Source organism: Saccharopolyspora sp. NPDC002376 (genome assembly GCF_053593195.1).
Genome location: NZ_JBSFBZ010000097.1, coordinates 1 through 16,220 on the forward strand (window position 1 = coordinate 1; position 16,220 = coordinate 16,220).

The following is a 16,220-nucleotide window of genomic DNA, read 5'->3' on the forward strand; positions in this document are numbered from 1 at the left end:
ATCCTCTCCGGCGAGGCGCTCGCGGAACTGCCGCAGGACCGCAAGATCGTCCTGCACTGCAAGTCCGGTGCGAAAACCGGCTCCAACCTGTTTTCGCACTCACGACCGGATCAGTCTCGGGACTTGATGCGGGCGGCGATGTCCTTGCCGATGAGCAGGGAGGCGGTGGCCGCGGGGGACGGGGCGTTGAGGACGTGGACCCAGTGCTCGTCCTCGACCACCAGGAAGTCGTCCACAAGCGTTCCGTCCGGGGTGACCGCCTGCGCGCGGACCCCGGCTTCGGCGCGCAGCAGGTCGCGGCTGCGCAGATCCGGCAGCAGCTGGCGGGCCGCCTGAACGAACAGCGGTTTCAGCGCCGAGCGGGCGATCTCCACCGCTCCGGTCCGCCAGTACTTCTTCGCCAGCACCCGCAGACCGGGGTCGCGCACCAGACGGCGCAGGTGATCGCCGGACCAGGTCACCCAGTTGTAGCCCTCGCGGGCCAGCGCGGGAACCGCGTTCGGCCCGACGTGCAGGCTGCCGTCGACCATCCGCGTCAGGTGCACCCCGAGGAACGGGAACGCCGGGTCCGGCACCGGGTACACCAGCGCGTTGACCAGGTCGCGGCGGAAGGACGTGGTCTCGTAGTACTCGCCGCGGAACGGCAGGACCCGGGCCGGCGGGTGCGAACCGGCCAGCTCGGCCACCGCGTCGCTGTGCAGCCCGGCGCAGTTCACCGCGCGCCGGGTGCGGATCTCGCCGCGGTTCGTCGCCAGCACCAGATCAGCGCCGTCGCGCTGCACGCCGACCAGCTCGGTGCCGGTGCGCAGTTCGGCGCCGTTCTCGGCGAGCAGCTCCGCGAGCTTGCGGCAGACCGCGGGGAAGTCGGTGATCCCGGCGTCGGGCACCAGCAACGCCCGGCGACCGCGCACGTTCGGCTCCCGCTCCCGCAGCTGCGCGCTGTCCAGCTCGCTGACCTGCACGCCGTTGGCCGCGCCGCGGCGCGCCAGCTCGTCGAGCTTGAGCAGCTGGGCCTCAGACGTCGCGACCACGACCTTGCCGGTGCGCTGCACCGGGATTCCGTGCTCGGCGCAGAACTGGTACATCGCCTCGCCGCCGGCACGTGCGAACCGGGCTTTGGCGCTGCCCGGCGGGTAGTACAGGCCGCTGTGGATGACGCCGGAGTTGTGGCCGGTCTGGTGGGCTCCCCAGCGGCGCTCCTTGTCGAGCACGACGATCTTGCAGCCCGGGTCGGCCTGGCTGAGCGCGTGCGCGGTGGCCAACCCGACGATGCCGCCGCCGATGATCGTCACGTCGTAGGTCGTTGTCATGCCTGTCATCTTGATCATCCGACCAGCCGAATCCAACCCCCGCCGGATGGCGGATCAGCGGTTCCGCACCACACCGAGAAGATCACGCTCCGTTACTCGTCGCCTTCAGGTGAGCACGGGTCTGGAGTCCACGGCAAGCCCGGATCGTCGGCTCCTGGTCGCGGATTCCCGCCTCCGCGGTGGGATTTGAGTAGTCGATCGATCACCCTGTGCTATGGTGCGGTCATCCTACCGGGGGTCGCGGGAGTGGGACGCCGCTGAACCGGTGCCTTGCCCTGGGTTCTCCCCGATAGGAGCGCACTGGGTCGGTTCGACGGTTGCGGAGCACTGTGGCGCGGACGAGCAGTTCCGGGAGCGAGTACAAGACGATCCGGGCCCGACTGACGCGCATCGGCTTGGTGCCCAGCGTGATCCTGCTGGTCATGTGGCTCGGGTTCTCGTCGTTGACGATCTACGACGGCTATTACGCCACGATGGTCGCCACCGGCGTGCAGAACGCCTCGATCCCGGCGGCGGACAGCCTGATGGAGCTGCAGGAGGAGCGCCGCCTCGAGCTGGAGCACCTCAGCCGCCCGGACACCGACCCCAACGCCGTGGCAGCCCAGCGAGCCCGAACCGATGCGGCCCTGGCGCGCACGCAACCCAACTTCGACCAGCTGATCTCCGACTCGCCGACGGAGATCGCCAGCCAGGTCCGTGCCCTGGGCTTGCTGCTGGCCGAGCTGCCGGAGCAGCGCGCCGGGATGGATTCCGGCGCGGTGTCGCGGCAGGAGGCCTTCGACTACTACAACCGGCTGCTCGAAACCTGGGCCGACCTGTTCGACACCCAGGCGCGGATCGTCCCGGATTCGGAGGCGGGCCTGGCCGGGTTGGCCGGTAGCGAGGTGTTCCGGGCGGCCGATCGGATGTCGCAGGCCGCTTCGCTGGGCAGCGCGGCGCTGACCAGCGGTCAGTTCGGCCCCGGCGAGCACGTGGCCTTCGCGCACCTGGTCGGCTCGTACCACGCCCGGCTAGACACCAATCTGCCCGTCATGGAGCCCGGCGGCGCTGATCTCCTGCGGCAGCTCACCGCGGGCGACGCCTGGCGCCAGCTGACCGAGTTCGAGAACGCGCTGATCGAGACCCCGCCGCAGCCGGGCGAGCCCTCGGTGGATCCAGCCGCGTGGGGGCAGGTCACCACCGAGGTGTCCCAGCAGCTGATCGAAGTCGCCGTGCAGCAAGCCCGCGAAGGCATCGAGCTCAGCCTCGACAACGGCAACAGCCAACTCCTAGAAGTGCTGGCCGTGAGCCTGGGCGGGCTGGTGGCCGTGCTGATCGGCATAGTGCTGGCCGCCCGCGCCGCCCGCAGCCTGGTGGACCGGACCCTGGTCTCCAGGCTGACCAGCCTGCGCGACGACACGCTGCGGCTGGCCCGAGAACGCCTGCCGGGCATCATGTCCCGCCTAGAGCGCGGCGAGCAGGTCGACGTGGAGGCCGAGCTCGCGCCGCTGGACTACGGCACCGACGAGATCGGCCAGGTCGCCGACGCGTTCAACACCGCGCACCACACGGCGGTGGCGGCCGCGGTGCAGGAGAACCACGCCAAGGCCGGGTTCAACAAGGTCTTCCTGGGCATCGCGCACCGCAACCAGGGCCTGGTGCACCGCCAGCTGAAGGTGCTCGACCGCATGGAGCGCAACGAGGAGCACCCGGAGCGGCTGGCCGGGCTGTTCGAGCTGGAACACCTCGCCACCCGCGCCCGCCGCAACGCCGAGAACCTGGTGGTCCTCGCTGGAGTCCAGGCTGGGCGGAAGTGGCGCAAGCCGGTGCGGCTGGCCGACGTGGTGCGCGCGGCCGTCGCCGAAACCGAGCACTTCGACCGCATCCAGGTGCACCGCGCGCCGGACCTCTCGGTGATCGGCGCGGCGGTGGGGGAGGTGATCCACCTGCTGGCCGAGCTGATGGACAACGCGACGTCGTTCTCCGCGCCGAACTCGAAGGTGCACGTCTACTGCGGTGACACCCCGCGCGGCGTGCTGCTGCGGATCGAGGACGAGGGCATGGGCATGCGCCCGGCCGAGCGCGACGAGGCCAACGTGCTGCTGGCCAGCAAGCCGAAGTTCGAGGACATCACGCTGCGCGGCGACTCCCGGCTCGGCCTGTTCGTGGTGGCGGTGCTGGCCTCCCGCCGCGGCATCAAGGTGGAGCTGCGCGAGGCGGCGGGGGACGGCACGGTGGCCCTCGTCCGCCTGCCGACCAACATCGTGGCGCACGAGCGGCTGTTCGAGGACCGGACCGAGGAGCCGGACCTGCTGCGCCTGCCGTCGACGAACGCCGGCGAACGGTCGCCCAGCGCGTCCATCCCTGGAACACCGGAACGGCCGAAGTGGGAACGCGCGCGGGGTTCCGGGCGAGGCGAACACGGCGACTGAGTCAGCTTGGAGTCCACGATGGACGGTCAGGCGGTCAGCGCGGTGATTGCTCGGCTGAGGGAGTCCTGTTCGGTGTTGGGCAGGCTGCGGGATGCGTGCAGCATGTGCAGGGCGGTGCGCAAGCGCATGCGGTCGTCGTCGGTGCCGAGATCGCCCAGCCGTGCGGGCAGGACGATGGCAAGTGCCTTCATATCCCGCCGCTCGCAGAACTTCGCGATCAGGTCGTCGAGCAGCTCGTCAGCGGGGTTGGTCGGGCGTAGTCCTTCGGCGATGGCGTACCGGGTCCAGTCCGCGTACTGGCCCGGCGGGACGTCGTCGATGTGCTTGGCGGCCAAGGCGAAATGCTCGTGCGCCCGGTCGGGCTGGTCCAGTTCTCGGTAGGACTTAGCCAGGTTCAGGTGCAGCGAGGCGAAGAACCCGGTGACCCGCTCATCGTCGACTCGTTCTGCGCGCTCCAGGCTTTCCCGGTTCCAGCGCAGCGTCTGCTCGGGGTTCGGTTGGTGCCGGGCGAGGTAGTGGGCAGCGATGCTGGCTTCGTAGTCGTCGGTGGCGCGCTCCCAGGCCTGCTGGAATTGTTCGCGCGCGTCGTCGCTGCGGCCTTCGGCCTCGGCCTGCATGCCTTGCGAGCACAGGTGCACGACGGGATTCTCGGGATTCACGGTGTTCTCCTGATTTCTTCGGTGCGCACGGGCATGACCAGCGTGGTGAAGCTGCCCTGGTCGGCGGATCGGACGACGACCGGCTGATCCGGTGCGGAGATCTCCAACAGCACGTCAGGTCCCACGCCGGCCTCCAACGCCGGAACGAGAACCGCCGGGTCGAACGAGATGCACCGCGGAGGTCCAGTGTGGACAGCGGGCTGAAGGATCTCGTCGGAGATCACGAGTTGCTGGTCCTCGGCGCGCAGGACGACCGGACCGGGGGAGCGGAGCAGCGCTGTGCGCAGGGCGTTGCGATCGGTGATGAGCCGGTTCTGCGGGCTGGGCAGGTTGTCCAGGATCAGCCGGTAGTCCGGGAAGATCTCGTCCGACGTCGGCAGGCTCCGCGACCGGCCTTCACCGTGCAGCCGAGCTCCGCGCTCGTCGACCTCGATGCTGACCTCGGCGAACGGCAACGCCCAGGAAGCGACGTCGCCGAGCTCGGCGGCATCGACCGCCAGTCTGGCTGCGGGACCTTCGACGGAGGTTCGCAGCGTCCGAACGGCCAGCCGGTAGCGGTCCGTCGCGACCAGCCGCACCTCCTGATCGTCGAGCTCGATGAGAACGCAACCCAGCACGGGGAACTTCGCCCGCGCGGCGGCATCGCCGACCGACGGCGAAACCTGGCGCACAGCACTGGAAAGCTCCGCCCCGCCCACACGCGCCAACGTCCGCCGCACGCCGCCTGGAAGCGAATCCAAGATCTCCTCGATCGCAGCCTGCGCGGCCTCCGCCCTCTCCTGCGCCTGCTGGGCATGGGCCGCCAGCACGGCGCGGGCCTGCTCAGCGGTCCCGTCGAGCACCACGCCGACCTCGGGCAACGGCACGCCAGCCGCCCGCAACCGGCGCAGCAGCACAGCACGCGCCACCTGGCCGGGGGAGTAGAAGCGGTAGCCGGTCACGGCGTCGACGTGCGCGGGCAGCAGCACGTCGCAGTCGTCGTAGAACCGTAGCGCGCTCGGCGTCAGCCCGACCTCCCGCGCGAAGGAGCCGATGTTCAACAACTCGTCGTCCACGAAAGCGATTCTCGACCTTCGACCAACTCGAAGGTCAAACCGCGATCCATCGCCCCTTGGCGCTATCATCGCCATGACGATGAATTGTTCGGCTGAGGGGCTGGACGCAGCGGTGTCGTTGTTCCGTGGCCTCTCGGACGGCACGCGGCTGTCGATCGCCCTGCGCTTGGCGGACGGCGAGGCTCGGGTGGCTGACCTGGTGAGCGAGCTGGGGTTGGCGCAGTCCACGGTGTCGGCGCACGTGGCGTGCCTGCGGGACTGCGGCCTCGTGACCGGCCGCCCCGAAGGCCGGCAGGTGTACTACTCGCTCTCCCGCCCAGAGCTGCTGGACCTGCTGGCCTCGGCCGAGGCGCTGCTGGCTGCGACCGGTCGAGCCGTGGCGCTGTGCCCGAACTACGGCGCGGAGGTGCCCGGTGAGTGAGGGTTGCACGGACGGCTGTTCAGCCCCGCTCAACACGGGACTGAGCGATGCCCGCCGGGCAGTGCTGACCCGGCGGATTCGCTGGTTCGTCGCGGCGACGATCACCTATAACGTCATCGAGGCGATCGTGGCGATCGCAGCGGGCAAAGCCGCGTCCTCCACGGCCCTGATCGGGTTCGGCCTGGATTCGACCATCGAGGTCGCCTCGGCCGCGGCAGTGGCGTGGCAGTTCAGCGGCTCGGACCCGGAAGCGCGCGAGCGGGTGGCGCTGAAGATCATCGGCCTGTCGTTCTTCGCCCTGGCGGTCTACGTCACCGTCGAATCGGTGCGGGCACTGCTCGGCGGAGCGGAAGCCGAACACTCAACAGCCGGAATCGTCCTGGCCGCACTGAGTCTCGCGATCATGCCGGTGCTGTCCTACGCCCAACGCCGCGCGGGCCGGGAGCTCGGATCGAACAGCGCAGTGGCTGATTCGAAGCAAACCCTTCTGTGCACCTACCTCTCCGGAGTCCTGCTGATCGGCCTCCTGCTCAACAGCCTCTTCAGCTGGTACTGGGCGGACCCGATCGCAGCCCTGGTGATCGCAGTGGTGGCGGTCAAGGAAGGCCGGGAGGCCTGGCGCGGCGAGCACTGCTGCTGAGAACTCGCCTTCGGTGCGCAGGCCCGGTCCGAGCGCGGATTCCGAAGTGGACGGTGGAAGCGCGTTCACCGTGCGCGGAGGAGGGCCACCAGGAAGGTCGAGTCGTCGGTAAAGGGACGCAGGTTCCAAGTGGACAGCAGCAGGTCGGGCTCGAGTCCGGCCGCCGCCGCGTCGGCGAAGAAGTCGGTGAACTCGTAGCCGCGGCCGGCACCGAAGCCGATCACGACCCGGCCGCCCGGCGCGAGGTGTGCGCGGAGCCGCTCCAGCACGGCACTGCGCGTGCTCGGTGCGAGGAAGGTCATCACGTTCCCGGCGCAGACGATCGCGTCGAACGGCGCGGTGATGCCCCGGGAGGGGAGGTCGAGTTCGGCCAAGTCGCCGACCAGCCAGCGCGGCCCCGGGCGGTCCTGCTCGGCGGCCTCGATCAGGACCGGGTCGACATCGACGCCGACGACGTCGTGACCGGCTTCGGCCAACTGGCCGCCGACCCGGCCTGGGCCGCACCCGGCGTCGAGGATGCGGGCGCCGCGCGGCACCGCGGTGTCCACGAGGCGGGCTTCCCCGGCGAGGTCGTCCCCGGCGCGGGCCATGGAGCGGAAGCGTTCGACGTACCAGGAGGAGTGCCCGGGATCGGCGGCGACCTTCTGCATCCAGATGCTCTGCTCAACCATGACCGCATTCTCCCGGAGCACGGTGGCCGTCTGCCATGACTTCTTCGTCGCAGCGGTGTGGATCGATGCGGATCCGGTGCTCGAAAACGTCCGGCTCGTCGGTGGGAGATCGGGGGAAGAAAAAGCCCCGACGTGAATGCCGGGGCTGGAGATGGGTCGTGATGACCTGGAAAAGAGTTGGTGCGCGATACTGGGATTGAACCAGTGACCTCTACCGTGTCAAGGTAGCGCTCTCCCACTGAGCTAATCGCGCGAGGCGGAGGCGGGAATCGAACCCGCGTACAGGGCTTTGCAGGCCCTTGCCTAAGCCACTCGGCCACTCCGCCGGACTCCGCTTCCACACCGGAATCGGCTGGAACGCCAGAGGATCCAGAGCGGATGACGGGACTCGAACCCGCGACCCTCACCTTGGCAAGGTGATGCGCTACCAGCTGCGCTACATCCGCGTGCCTGCGACTTCCGGGTCCCGGGCTTCCGGTGTCGTCCGTCGCGTTGCACAGTGAACTTTAGACCACGCCCTGAAGCGCGATCAACGGGGGGTCCACCTGTCGCTCGGCGCGGTCCGCGCCGAGCCCGTTGTTCCTGGTCAGCCGAGGTCGTGGGGCAGCAGCCGGGTCAGCGCCTCGTCGACGTCGACCCACAGGTTCTCGTTGCCCGGGACCACGACGTCGTAGGTGCGGTCCAGGAAGTCGGCCAGCTCCTGCGCAGAGGCCTCGAACACCGCGTGGCCCGACGGCGAGCTCAGCTCGATCGCCACGACCTCGGGGTCGTCGACGGCCGGGCGGATGGTGACGTCGCCTTCGCCGGCGTGTGCGATCAGCCCGTCGGCCAGCAGGTCGCGGGCGAACACCCACTCGACCCACCCGGCGCGACCGGTGCGGAATGCGGCCACGACCGCGTAAGGGTCGCTGGTGTCGTAGCGCAGTTCGACCTGGACCGGCACAGCAGGCGCCTGCGGGGCCAGGAGGTCAAAGACCGCAGTGGAACGCAGAGTGACGTGATCGTTACGCATGGTTCTCCCCTTTCTGCTCCCTCCCGGTCCCTTTATCGACCGAGCAACACAGTTGTGACGCCTTAACGGGCTCAACCGCTCGCGACTTTCGCTCAGATCACCCGTACGGGGCAGGGTGTACTTCGCTGGGCAATCAGTTGGATGCGGTGCGTGTCCGCATCGGCCTCCGGGTTCGGGGGTGGCCGCGGATCGTCGCCCCGGTTGGGAGGCGCGCTGGATCCGTGGTCCACACCAGAGGAAGAGATCCACTGCGAACGTGTCCGACGGGGGAGTTGGGTCGCAAGACCAGAACTCGTCCGGTGACCGAGTTGGCTACTTTCCGTAATCGAGCGAACCGGGTCCGCGCCTGGTCTTCGATCCGTCGCCCCCGCCCTGCGAAATTTCGCCTTCGCGTCCGGTTTGACCACCGGGTTTACCGCTCCGCCGACTTCGCGTGACGTCTCCTCGACAATAGGGGATCGGCACGCCTGTGCAGTCACGCGCGCGGATCGTTGGTGAGACGCTCACCACGGCATATCCCCATATCGGGTGAATGCGTGTGGCACTCTGGTTACAGTGCAGGCGTACGCCCGAACGCCCGGTCGAGAGCGGCATCACACTGTGACCAGGATCGAAGCGGTGCAACAGGGCCGAAGGGCCCGGTTCGGCGCGATAGCGGCCATGAGACGGGTCACAGTTCTGGCGGCGCGGATGCTCATCGGCGTCCGACTGTCGGCTTGACACCCGCCGCGCCGGAACTGGTGCGAAACGAGCTTCGCGGCGCGAGTGGGTCGTAATCTGGTTCGGCGGGCGCTTCGGCCCGCATGAGCCCGCACGACCGAGCAGGTGGGAGCCCTGAGCGACAGAACCGAGCCGGATACCCGCCCCGTCATCGAGGAACCCCAAGCCGACGAACCCCGTGCGTCCCGGCCACGCGCGCTGCGCGACCGGTTCGGCGCGTTCCGCGAACGCATCCGCAGCAAGCCGGGCTTCAGCCTCGCCTACCGCGTGGCGGTCGGCGTCATCGGCGGCCTGGTGCTGATCGCGGGCATCGCGATGATCCCGTACCCCGGCCCAGGCTGGCTCGTCGTCTTCGCCGGCCTCGGCATCCTCGCCACCGAGTTCCACTGGGCCGGTCGCGTCAACGCCTTCGCCAAGCGCCACTACCGACGCTGGATGGACTGGCTCGGCCGCCAAAACATGATCATCAAGCTCGCCGCGACGACGGGCACCTGCCTGGTCGTGCTGACCACGCTGTGGCTGCTCGGCCTGTTCGCCACCATCGGCGGCTGGTTTGACCTGCATTGGAACTGGCTGGCCTCCCCCCTGTTCAGGCCCTGAAAAAGGTCGTGTATTGTTCTTCTTGTCGCCGGGAACGGCGGTGAAAAGAGAACACGGGCGATTAGCTCAGGGGGAGAGCGCTTCGTTCACACCGAAGAGGTCACTGGTTCGATCCCAGTATCGCCCACAGTGTGTTTTTACTGGTCAAATGGCCTGTCCGCGATCTTCGCGGGCAGGCGATCTGACGTTCTGGGGAGCAAATGGGGAGCAGAGTGCTGACCGCACTTTGCTGTTCGAAGTGTTCACGTCATTTTCCGCAGTACGGCGGGGTTTTCCTGCCTGGACTAGCCATTGTCGTGCTCCCATTGCCGCTGCTGGGCAGTGGATACCTCATGGATCGCGTCTGCGCGTTGGGGTGTTGCGGGATGTGCCCGCTGTCTTGCGTGTGGGCACTGTCCGGGGCCACCGCTGATGTCCTTCCCGAGCGTGCTGAGGCCCTCACCTCGAAGATCGCGACCGACCTCGGCATCGACGCGACCCTCGCCGCATTCACCGCCGTCGACGAGGACCGGCTCGTCGAAGCGCAGAAAGCCATGACTGCCGTGGGTGCGGACATGTTGGCGCTTCTCGACAGCGGTCTCGGTCTCGGGCCGGCGATTGACGGTGACCTCATCGTGCGCCCCACCCTGGAATCGATCGCCATGGGCGTCGGCGCCGATAAGCACCTCGTTCTGGGCGTGACCGACGACGAGTTCTCCGCCGGGATCATGGGTCAGGCCGACCAGTTGGTGGAGGCCCCTCTCCCTGCGCTGCTTCAGCAGTACGGGCTTTCCGGCGAGGCGTCCGAGGCGTACCTCGGAGCGAACGCCGATGTGGTGGCACGTGGAAACGCTGCGATGCTCGGGCGTTACATCTCCGATCGAATGTTCAAGACATCGATCATCCGCACTGCTAACGCCCGCAGTACAGCGCTGACATGGGTCTACCGTTTCTCTTACCGCTCGCCGTCATTCGACGCCGCTGTTCACTGCGTCGACGTGCCCTTCTGGTTCGACTGCCTCGACTCCGAGGTCGGTATCCCGGTTCTCGCCGGCACGAACCCACCGGCATCGCTTGCCAGAGCAACTCACGGCGCGGCCGTCGCTCTCATCCGAGATGGCGACCCGGGGTGGGCCGCCTGGTCAAGCCACGAAGGCTCGACCAGAGTCTTCGGCGGCCCGGACTCCACCCCGGAAGTCCTACCCGACGGCTACGCCGGAGTCCGCCCACTCCTCTAACCGGGGTCGGGCGTTACCAGCGCCCGCCCCCGGGACGGGTGCGGGGGCGGGGTGCAAGGAGCGCAGCGCGGGCCCGACGGGGGATCAGCTTGGGCGGTCCACCAGCCCGGCGCCGTGCAGATGTGTCTCAGGAGGCATCGCGGGCTCGGCAGGTCATGCGTCGGATCCGACGCGATGAGGCCCCGCCCATCGTGGACTTCTCGGTTCGGTTCGGGTGGTCGTTGCGGGGCTGGGGTGGGGCGGGGCGGTTACTAGACTGAGCGCATGCGCAGGGTTGTGGGCAAGAACGTCGTGGAGTTCTCCGCGGAGCAGTTCGACGAGATGTTGAACAAGTACACCGCGGGCGTCGTGCTCGACGTCGGTGCCGGCAACGCCAAGCACGCCTACCACCTCGCGCGCGCGGAGCCGGACAAGCTGGTGATCGCACTCGACGCGGCCAAGGACAACATGCAGAAGGTCGCCGGGAAGACCAAGGTGTCCCCGGCCAAGGGCGGGGCGCCGAACCTGCTCTGCGTGTGGGCCTCCGCCGAGAAGCCGCCGTCCGAGATCCACGGCGTCACGGAGCTGCACTCACTGATGCCGTGGGGGAGCCTCCTGCGGGGCATGCTCGGGTCCGACACGGACATGCTGCTGGGACTGGCGAAGCTCTGCGTGCCCGGCGCGGAATTTCTGATCACGCTCAACCTGCACGCGTGGCGTCCGCCGGTCCCCGAGGTCGGGGACCACCCGGAGCCGACTCCGGACTCGGCGATGGAGCAGCTCGCCCCGTACTACGCGGCAGGTGGCTGGACCTTGAACACGGCCAGGTACTTCGGCGATGAGGAGCTGAACGCGCTGGCGACCTCGTGGACCCGGCGGCTGGGCTCGACCCGCGACGAACTCGACGTCCTCGGTCTCACCGGCGTCATCGGGAAGGCGTGATGGTGGGCAGCTCCGAGGACGTGCTCCTGCGCATGACGTGCCGCGGTCACGCCAACATCCGCGCCACGCACGGGAAAACCCTGGAATTCGCCGTCGATCCGGAGATCACTCCGCGGGCGACCTGCGTGGTCGGGGTTGCCGCCGAGGTCCACGAGCTCGACGCGCCGGGGATCGCCGGGCCGGTGCGGATCACCATCAGCGTCGGAGAGCACAGTGCGACCGTGCGCGCTGTCGCGAACTCGATGTGGCGGCCGGGCTCGACGGCCGTGGTGCGGCGGAGTTCCGAGCGGATGGCGAACACGTTGGCCACCGACGCGGACCTGGCGGCGAGCACGTTGCCGCGTGAGCTGGTCGACGGGCTTTGCGATCCCGAGTCCGAAGTGGACATCACCGTGGAACGCGACTTCGACGTCGCGGGTGGGCTCGTTTTCTTCCATGCGAGGGAAAGTGACGTTCCGCGGCTCGGTGCTGAGATCGCCGCAGCCTCCTCCGTGATCATCGAGGACCAGGCGGCGCGCGCCTTGGTCGATGCGGCGAGGGGTGATGACCGCAGGAGGCCCGTCGTCGATGCGCGCAAGGCCGACCACGGGCGACTTCGCGCCGCGTTGGAACAGGGCGAACGGGTTCTGGTGGTGTCGTCGAGCAGCACCCGCAGTGACGTGGTCGCCCGGCTGTTGACCGCGGGCGTGCCGTTCGAGGTGATCGGTCTGCCTTCGCAGCTGGCGGTGGCCGCGATGTCGTCGAACCAGGCTCCGGTGGTGCTGGTCGACGAGACCAATTGGCGCGGCATCGTCAAGGCCGTCCGCCGGCACGCGAACGCTGCGGTCGTCTTCCGGTGCGCTGCCGATCAACTGCCCGGGATCGTCGGGGACGCGGGGGAGCGCGGGGTGGCGACGTTGCTCGCGGGCACTTCGGAGCGGCCGCAGCTGGGCAGCGCCTCGGAGCTCCCGGTCGGATCAGCCGACGTGTTCTGCTGCATCGCGCCCGTCGGCGGCGCGGGGGAGGACACTGAGGTCGACGCGCCTCGTCTGATCCGCTCCCTGCTCGACCAGGGCGTCTCGCAGAAGACGATTTCCCGTGCGCTGATGGACTCGGCCGGCTGGTCGCGTCGCCAGGCGTACGAGATGGTGCTGGGCCTCACCAAGGACGACGGCGAGGAGTGACTGGCGCTGAGTCCGTCGCCCGTGTGGGTTACGTGGTCTCCCAGAGGTGACTACTGCGTGTTTCGGTTCACCTCGTTTTGGTTGGACAGAGCGGGGGTTGGGCCCCGAGACTGGGTGTCGGGCAGCCGATGAGGGCTTGAATCCACAAGACGGCTGTCCTGATTTTTGGAGCCGCTCTTTATCGATCCAGTTCGTTGCTTCCGCGAAACGCGGCGAACTGGGCCCCACCAACTCCCGTCCTTCCCAGAGAGGAGAACTGTGCCCTTCGTGCTGGTCGCACTCGCCGTTGGCGCCTTCGGCATCGGTACCGCCGAGTTCGTGATGATGGGCGTGCTGCCGCAGGCCGCCGCCGAACTCGGAGTGTCCATCCCGGCCGCGGGGAACCTGATCTCCGGCTACGCCCTCGGCGTCGTCGTCGGGGCACCCGCGTTGACGCTGCTGGGTACCCGGTTGTCCCGGAAGACCATGCTCCTGCTGACGATGGGCCTGTTCACCGCGGGCAACGCGCTGTTCGCACTGGCACCCAGCGCCGGGGTCGGCGTGATCTTCCGGTTCCTGACCGGGCTGCCGCACGGTGCGTTCTTCGGCGCCGGGGCCGTGGTGGCCGCCAGCATGGCCGGCGCGGGCAACCGGGCCAAGGCAGTTTCGATGATGTTCATGGGCCTGACGCTGGCCAACGTCGTCGGCGTGCCGCTGGGCACGCTGCTCGGCCAGCAGTTCGGCTGGCGGGCCACCTTCGTCGTGGTCGCCGCGATCGGTGTGCTCGGCGTCGCCGCCATCGCCTGGCTGGTTCCCGCCCAGGGCCGACCCGCCGCGGGGCGCTCCGCCGTGCGCGACCAGCTCGCCACGTTCCGCTCGCCGCAGGTGTGGCTGGCGCTGGCGATCGTCACCTTCGGGCTCGGCGGCACCTTCGCCGTGCTGAGCTACCTGACCCCGATCCTCACCGACGTCTCCGGCTACTCGCCGACCGCGGTCACGCTGGTCCTCGCCCTGGCTGGGCTCGGCATGACCGTCGGCAACTTCCTGGGCGGCCGGATCGCGGACAAGGCCGTGATGCCCGGTGTCTACGCCGCGCTGATCGGGATCGCCGCGGTGCTGGGCGTGTTCACCTCCACCTCCGGCAACAAGATCGCCGCAGCGGTGACGGTCTTCGCCATCGGCGCCGTCGGCTTCATGGTCGCGCCGATCATGCAGGCCTTGGTGATGGACAAGGCGAGCGGCGCGCCCTCGCTGGTGTCGGCGGCGCTGCAGTCGGCGTTCAACATCGCCAACTCCATCGGTGCCTACGCAGGCGGTCTGGTGATCGCGGGCGGCCTCGGCCTGCTGGCCCCGAACCTGGTGGGAGTGGGGCTCGCAGCAGTCGGCCTCGCGCTGGCCGCAGCCCTGGGCGGCCTGGACCGCAAGCACCCGGCAATCACCGAACCGGTCGACGAGCCTGTGGTGATCAGGCCGGTGCTTCAGCCGGTCGCGGCTTGAGCCCTCGTGAGCACATTGCGGTGCTTGAACCCCACAAAGTGCTCACGGGCTTTGTGCTGCGCCCCTGGTCATCCAGCGCTTTCGAGAAAATAGGGTCCCCCTAGGGCGACGGGATCGGTACGCTCCGGCGCGGAGGGGCGCGATCACCTCGGGGAGGCGCCTGGATGAGCTGGGGCAGATCGGACTCGTCGACCGGTGGGCCGGTCGACCTGCGCACGGAAGTGCCGCACTCGGCGCGGATCTACGACTACCTGCTCGGCGGGCGGGACAACTTCGCCGTCGACCGCGAGGCCGCCGCCGAGATCGTGCGGGCGGTGCCGCACATGCGGACTTCGATGCGGGCCAACCGGCAATTCATGTGCCGGGTGACGCGGTTCCTGGCCGAGCGCGGGTTCCGGCAGTTCCTCGACATCGGCACCGGGCTGCCGACCTCGCCGAACCTGCACGAGGTGGCGCAGGGCGTCGCGCCCGAGTCGCGGGTGCTGTACGTGGACAACGACCCGATGGTGCTGGCGCACGCCCGTGCGCTGCTGACCAGCGCGCCCGAGGGCAGAACCGGTTACGTGGACGCGGATCTGCGCGATGCGGGCGAGATCCTGGAGTCGGCGGAGTTCGCGGAGACCTTCGACCCCGACCAGCCGGTGGCGTTGAGCCTGATCGCGATCCTGCAGTTCCTGCTGGACGAAGCCGAAGCGCTCGGCGTCGTCCGCCGGCTGCTGGACGCCCTGCCCAGCGGCAGTGCGCTGGCGTTGTCGACGGTGACCGCGGACAGCGCGCCCGAGGTGGCTGACAGCGGTGTCGCCGCGTACCGCTCCAGCGGCATCAACACCAAGGCCCGCACCGCGGCCGAAGTGGCGTCCCTCTTCGACGGGCTCGACCTGGTCGATCCGGGAGTGGTGCTGGTCCACCGGTGGCACCCGGACGAGGACGAGGAGATCTCGGACGAGCAGATCTACATGTACGGAGCCGTCGGGATCAAACCCTGAGCGCCGTGCCGGGTCGTTAGCGGAGCGAAATGGGTCTGGTCGCCGGGCGTTCGGGAGCTTAGGGTCGGCCGCGACGGACCACCGGTGGACGGAGCGGCCTTGAACCTGATCAGCAACACCGAGCACGCGACCAGCGTCGTGGACGACGACGGCATCGCCACGGTCACGATCCGCAACGCCAAGGTGCTGAACATCATCAACAGCGCCGTCAGCAGCGAAGTGACCTCAACGATCGGCGAGCTGGCCGAACGGCCCGAGGTCCGGGCGCTGGTGCTGCGCGGCACCGGGGACCGGGCGTTCATCGGCGGCGCCGACATCACCGAGATGGCCACGTTGGAGCGGGGCAGCGCCGAGGTGTTCATCGACGGGTTGCGCCGGCTGTGCCAGGCGGTTCGCGACTTCCCAGCGCCGGTGATCGCACGCATGCCGGGCTGGTGCCTCGGGGTCGGCGTGGAGGTCGCGGCGGCCTGCGATCTGCGGATCAGCAGCAGCACCGCGAAGTTCGGGATGCCGGAGGTCGCCGTCGGGATCCCGTCGGTGATCCACGCGGCCCTGCTGCCCAGGCTGATCGGCAGCGGCCGCGCCGACTGGTTGATGCTCACCGCGGAGAACATCGACGCGGAGACCGCGCTTTCGTGGGGCCTGGTGAACGAGGTCGTCGCCCCCGAGGAACTCGACGACGCGGTGGACCGCGCCGCCCGCCGGCTTGCGGAGTTCGGCCCGGCGGCCGTGCGCCAGCAGAAGAAGCTGCTGCGTTCCTGGGAAGCGCTTCCCCTCGACCAGGCCATCGCGGACAGCGTCGCCGAGTTCGGCACCTCATTCGACACCGGCGAACCACAGCGATACATGAACGAATTCCTGAACTCGTAGGTGCTGGTCTCCGAGCTGCTGCCCGAGGTCGTCGTCTCGCTGCTGCTGGAGGTGCTCGAGGTCGTGCTGGACGTGCTCTCGTCGGATG

General features: G+C 68.9%; 15 protein-coding genes and 4 tRNA genes. 11 read left to right on the top strand and 8 right to left on the bottom strand.

The features are described from left to right. Positions 1 to 110: 110 nt before the first annotated feature. The gene (gene lhgO, locus ACWCO2_RS35405; RefSeq protein ID WP_450132172.1) at positions 111 to 1,310 is read right to left on the bottom strand and encodes an L-2-hydroxyglutarate oxidase; all 1,200 of its coding nucleotides are present in this window, start codon (positions 1,308 to 1,310) and stop codon (positions 111 to 113) included. A 329-nt stretch (positions 1,311 to 1,639) separates the two neighbouring features. Between lhgO and ACWCO2_RS35410 the strand changes: the two genes are divergently transcribed. Then, positions 1,640 to 3,721: a sensor histidine kinase gene (locus ACWCO2_RS35410; RefSeq protein WP_450132173.1), complete on the top strand. Its 2,082-nt coding sequence runs from the start codon at positions 1,640 to 1,642 to the stop codon at positions 3,719 to 3,721. A gap of 26 nt (positions 3,722 to 3,747) precedes the next feature. Here ACWCO2_RS35410 and ACWCO2_RS35415 read toward each other — a convergent pair whose 3' ends face one another. Continuing rightward, entirely contained in the window at positions 3,748 to 4,380 is a 633-nt protein-coding gene (locus ACWCO2_RS35415; RefSeq protein ID WP_450132174.1) for a hypothetical protein, read from the bottom strand. After that, a complete protein-coding gene (locus ACWCO2_RS35420) occupies positions 4,377 to 5,435 on the bottom strand; it encodes a DNA polymerase III subunit beta family protein (RefSeq protein WP_450132175.1) in 1,059 nt (352 codons plus the stop codon). The genes ACWCO2_RS35415 and ACWCO2_RS35420 overlap by 4 nt, the downstream gene beginning before the upstream one ends. 73 nt (positions 5,436 to 5,508) lie before the next feature. On the opposite strand from ACWCO2_RS35420, the gene ACWCO2_RS35425 reads away from it, so the two are divergent. Next, positions 5,509 to 5,856 (top strand): ArsR/SmtB family transcription factor, encoded by a 348-nt coding sequence (locus tag ACWCO2_RS35425; RefSeq protein WP_450132176.1) that lies wholly within the window; start codon positions 5,509 to 5,511, stop codon positions 5,854 to 5,856. Further along, complete coding sequence (locus ACWCO2_RS35430; protein WP_450132177.1) at positions 5,849 to 6,496, top strand: cation transporter; 648 nt, start codon at positions 5,849 to 5,851, stop codon at positions 6,494 to 6,496. The genes ACWCO2_RS35425 and ACWCO2_RS35430 overlap by 8 nt, the downstream gene beginning before the upstream one ends. A gap of 65 nt (positions 6,497 to 6,561) precedes the next feature. Here the strand turns inward: ACWCO2_RS35430 and ACWCO2_RS35435 are convergent, their stop codons facing one another. From ACWCO2_RS35435 to ACWCO2_RS35455, 5 genes are all read right to left on the bottom strand, one after another. After that, complete coding sequence (locus ACWCO2_RS35435) at positions 6,562 to 7,167, bottom strand: class I SAM-dependent methyltransferase (RefSeq protein ID WP_450132178.1); 606 nt, start codon at positions 7,165 to 7,167, stop codon at positions 6,562 to 6,564. 178 nt (positions 7,168 to 7,345) lie between these two features. Beyond that, a tRNA-Val gene (locus tag ACWCO2_RS35440) sits at positions 7,346 to 7,420 on the bottom strand. A gap of 1 nt (position 7,421) precedes the next feature. Then, positions 7,422 to 7,493: transfer RNA gene (locus tag ACWCO2_RS35445), tRNA-Cys, on the bottom strand. A 47-nt stretch (positions 7,494 to 7,540) separates the two neighbouring features. Beyond that, a tRNA-Gly gene (locus tag ACWCO2_RS35450) sits at positions 7,541 to 7,613 on the bottom strand. Positions 7,614 to 7,753: 140 nt separating this feature from the next. Then, a complete protein-coding gene (locus ACWCO2_RS35455) occupies positions 7,754 to 8,179 on the bottom strand; it encodes an SsgA family sporulation/cell division regulator (RefSeq protein WP_270948951.1) in 426 nt (141 codons plus the stop codon). Positions 8,180 to 9,004: 825 nt separating this feature from the next. Between ACWCO2_RS35455 and ACWCO2_RS35460 the strand changes: the two genes are divergently transcribed. The 8 genes from ACWCO2_RS35460 (at position 9,005) to ACWCO2_RS35495 (ending at position 16,132) form a co-directional block, all read left to right on the top strand. Beyond that, positions 9,005 to 9,499, top strand: coding sequence for a TIGR02611 family protein (locus ACWCO2_RS35460; protein WP_450132179.1), 495 nt, complete (start codon positions 9,005 to 9,007; stop codon positions 9,497 to 9,499). A gap of 55 nt (positions 9,500 to 9,554) precedes the next feature. Next, positions 9,555 to 9,626, top strand: a tRNA-Val gene (locus ACWCO2_RS35465). A gap of 256 nt (positions 9,627 to 9,882) precedes the next feature. Continuing rightward, a complete protein-coding gene (locus ACWCO2_RS35470; RefSeq protein WP_450132180.1) occupies positions 9,883 to 10,716 on the top strand; it encodes a carboxylesterase family protein in 834 nt (277 codons plus the stop codon). Positions 10,717 to 10,980: 264 nt separating this feature from the next. Continuing rightward, positions 10,981 to 11,637: a 16S rRNA (adenine(1408)-N(1))-methyltransferase KamC gene (gene kamC, locus ACWCO2_RS35475; protein ID WP_450132181.1), complete on the top strand. Its 657-nt coding sequence runs from the start codon at positions 10,981 to 10,983 to the stop codon at positions 11,635 to 11,637. Then, on the top strand, positions 11,637 to 12,800 hold the full coding sequence (locus ACWCO2_RS35480; protein ID WP_450132182.1) for a DUF371 domain-containing protein: 1,164 nt from the start codon (positions 11,637 to 11,639) through the stop codon (positions 12,798 to 12,800). Before kamC ends, ACWCO2_RS35480 begins: the two co-directional genes overlap by 1 nt. Positions 12,801 to 13,058: 258 nt before the next feature. Further along, entirely contained in the window at positions 13,059 to 14,276 is a 1,218-nt protein-coding gene (locus ACWCO2_RS35485) for an MFS transporter (RefSeq protein WP_450132183.1), read from the top strand. A gap of 164 nt (positions 14,277 to 14,440) precedes the next feature. Further along, on the top strand, positions 14,441 to 15,262 hold the full coding sequence (locus ACWCO2_RS35490) for an SAM-dependent methyltransferase (RefSeq protein WP_450132184.1): 822 nt from the start codon (positions 14,441 to 14,443) through the stop codon (positions 15,260 to 15,262). A gap of 99 nt (positions 15,263 to 15,361) precedes the next feature. Continuing rightward, complete coding sequence (locus tag ACWCO2_RS35495; protein WP_450132185.1) at positions 15,362 to 16,132, top strand: enoyl-CoA hydratase; 771 nt, start codon at positions 15,362 to 15,364, stop codon at positions 16,130 to 16,132. The last annotated feature ends 88 nt before the right edge of the window (positions 16,133 to 16,220 follow it).

What these genes read in the sequence shown, in the direction of transcription:
- lhgO (WP_450132172.1), bottom strand. Translation starts at nt 1,310, where the DNA reads ATGACAACGACCTACGACGTGACGATCATCGGCGGCGGCATCGTCGGG.
- ACWCO2_RS35425 (WP_450132176.1), top strand. Translation starts at nt 5,509, where the DNA reads ATGACGATGAATTGTTCGGCTGAGGGGCTGGACGCAGCGGTGTCGTTG.
- ACWCO2_RS35435 (WP_450132178.1), bottom strand. Translation starts at nt 7,167, where the DNA reads ATGGTTGAGCAGAGCATCTGGATGCAGAAGGTCGCCGCCGATCCCGGG.
- ACWCO2_RS35455 (WP_270948951.1), bottom strand. Translation starts at nt 8,179, where the DNA reads ATGCGTAACGATCACGTCACTCTGCGTTCCACTGCGGTCTTTGACCTC.
- kamC (WP_450132181.1), top strand. Translation starts at nt 10,981, where the DNA reads ATGCGCAGGGTTGTGGGCAAGAACGTCGTGGAGTTCTCCGCGGAGCAG.
- ACWCO2_RS35480 (WP_450132182.1), top strand. Translation starts at nt 11,637, where the DNA reads ATGGTGGGCAGCTCCGAGGACGTGCTCCTGCGCATGACGTGCCGCGGT.
- ACWCO2_RS35490 (WP_450132184.1), top strand. Translation starts at nt 14,441, where the DNA reads ATGAGCTGGGGCAGATCGGACTCGTCGACCGGTGGGCCGGTCGACCTG.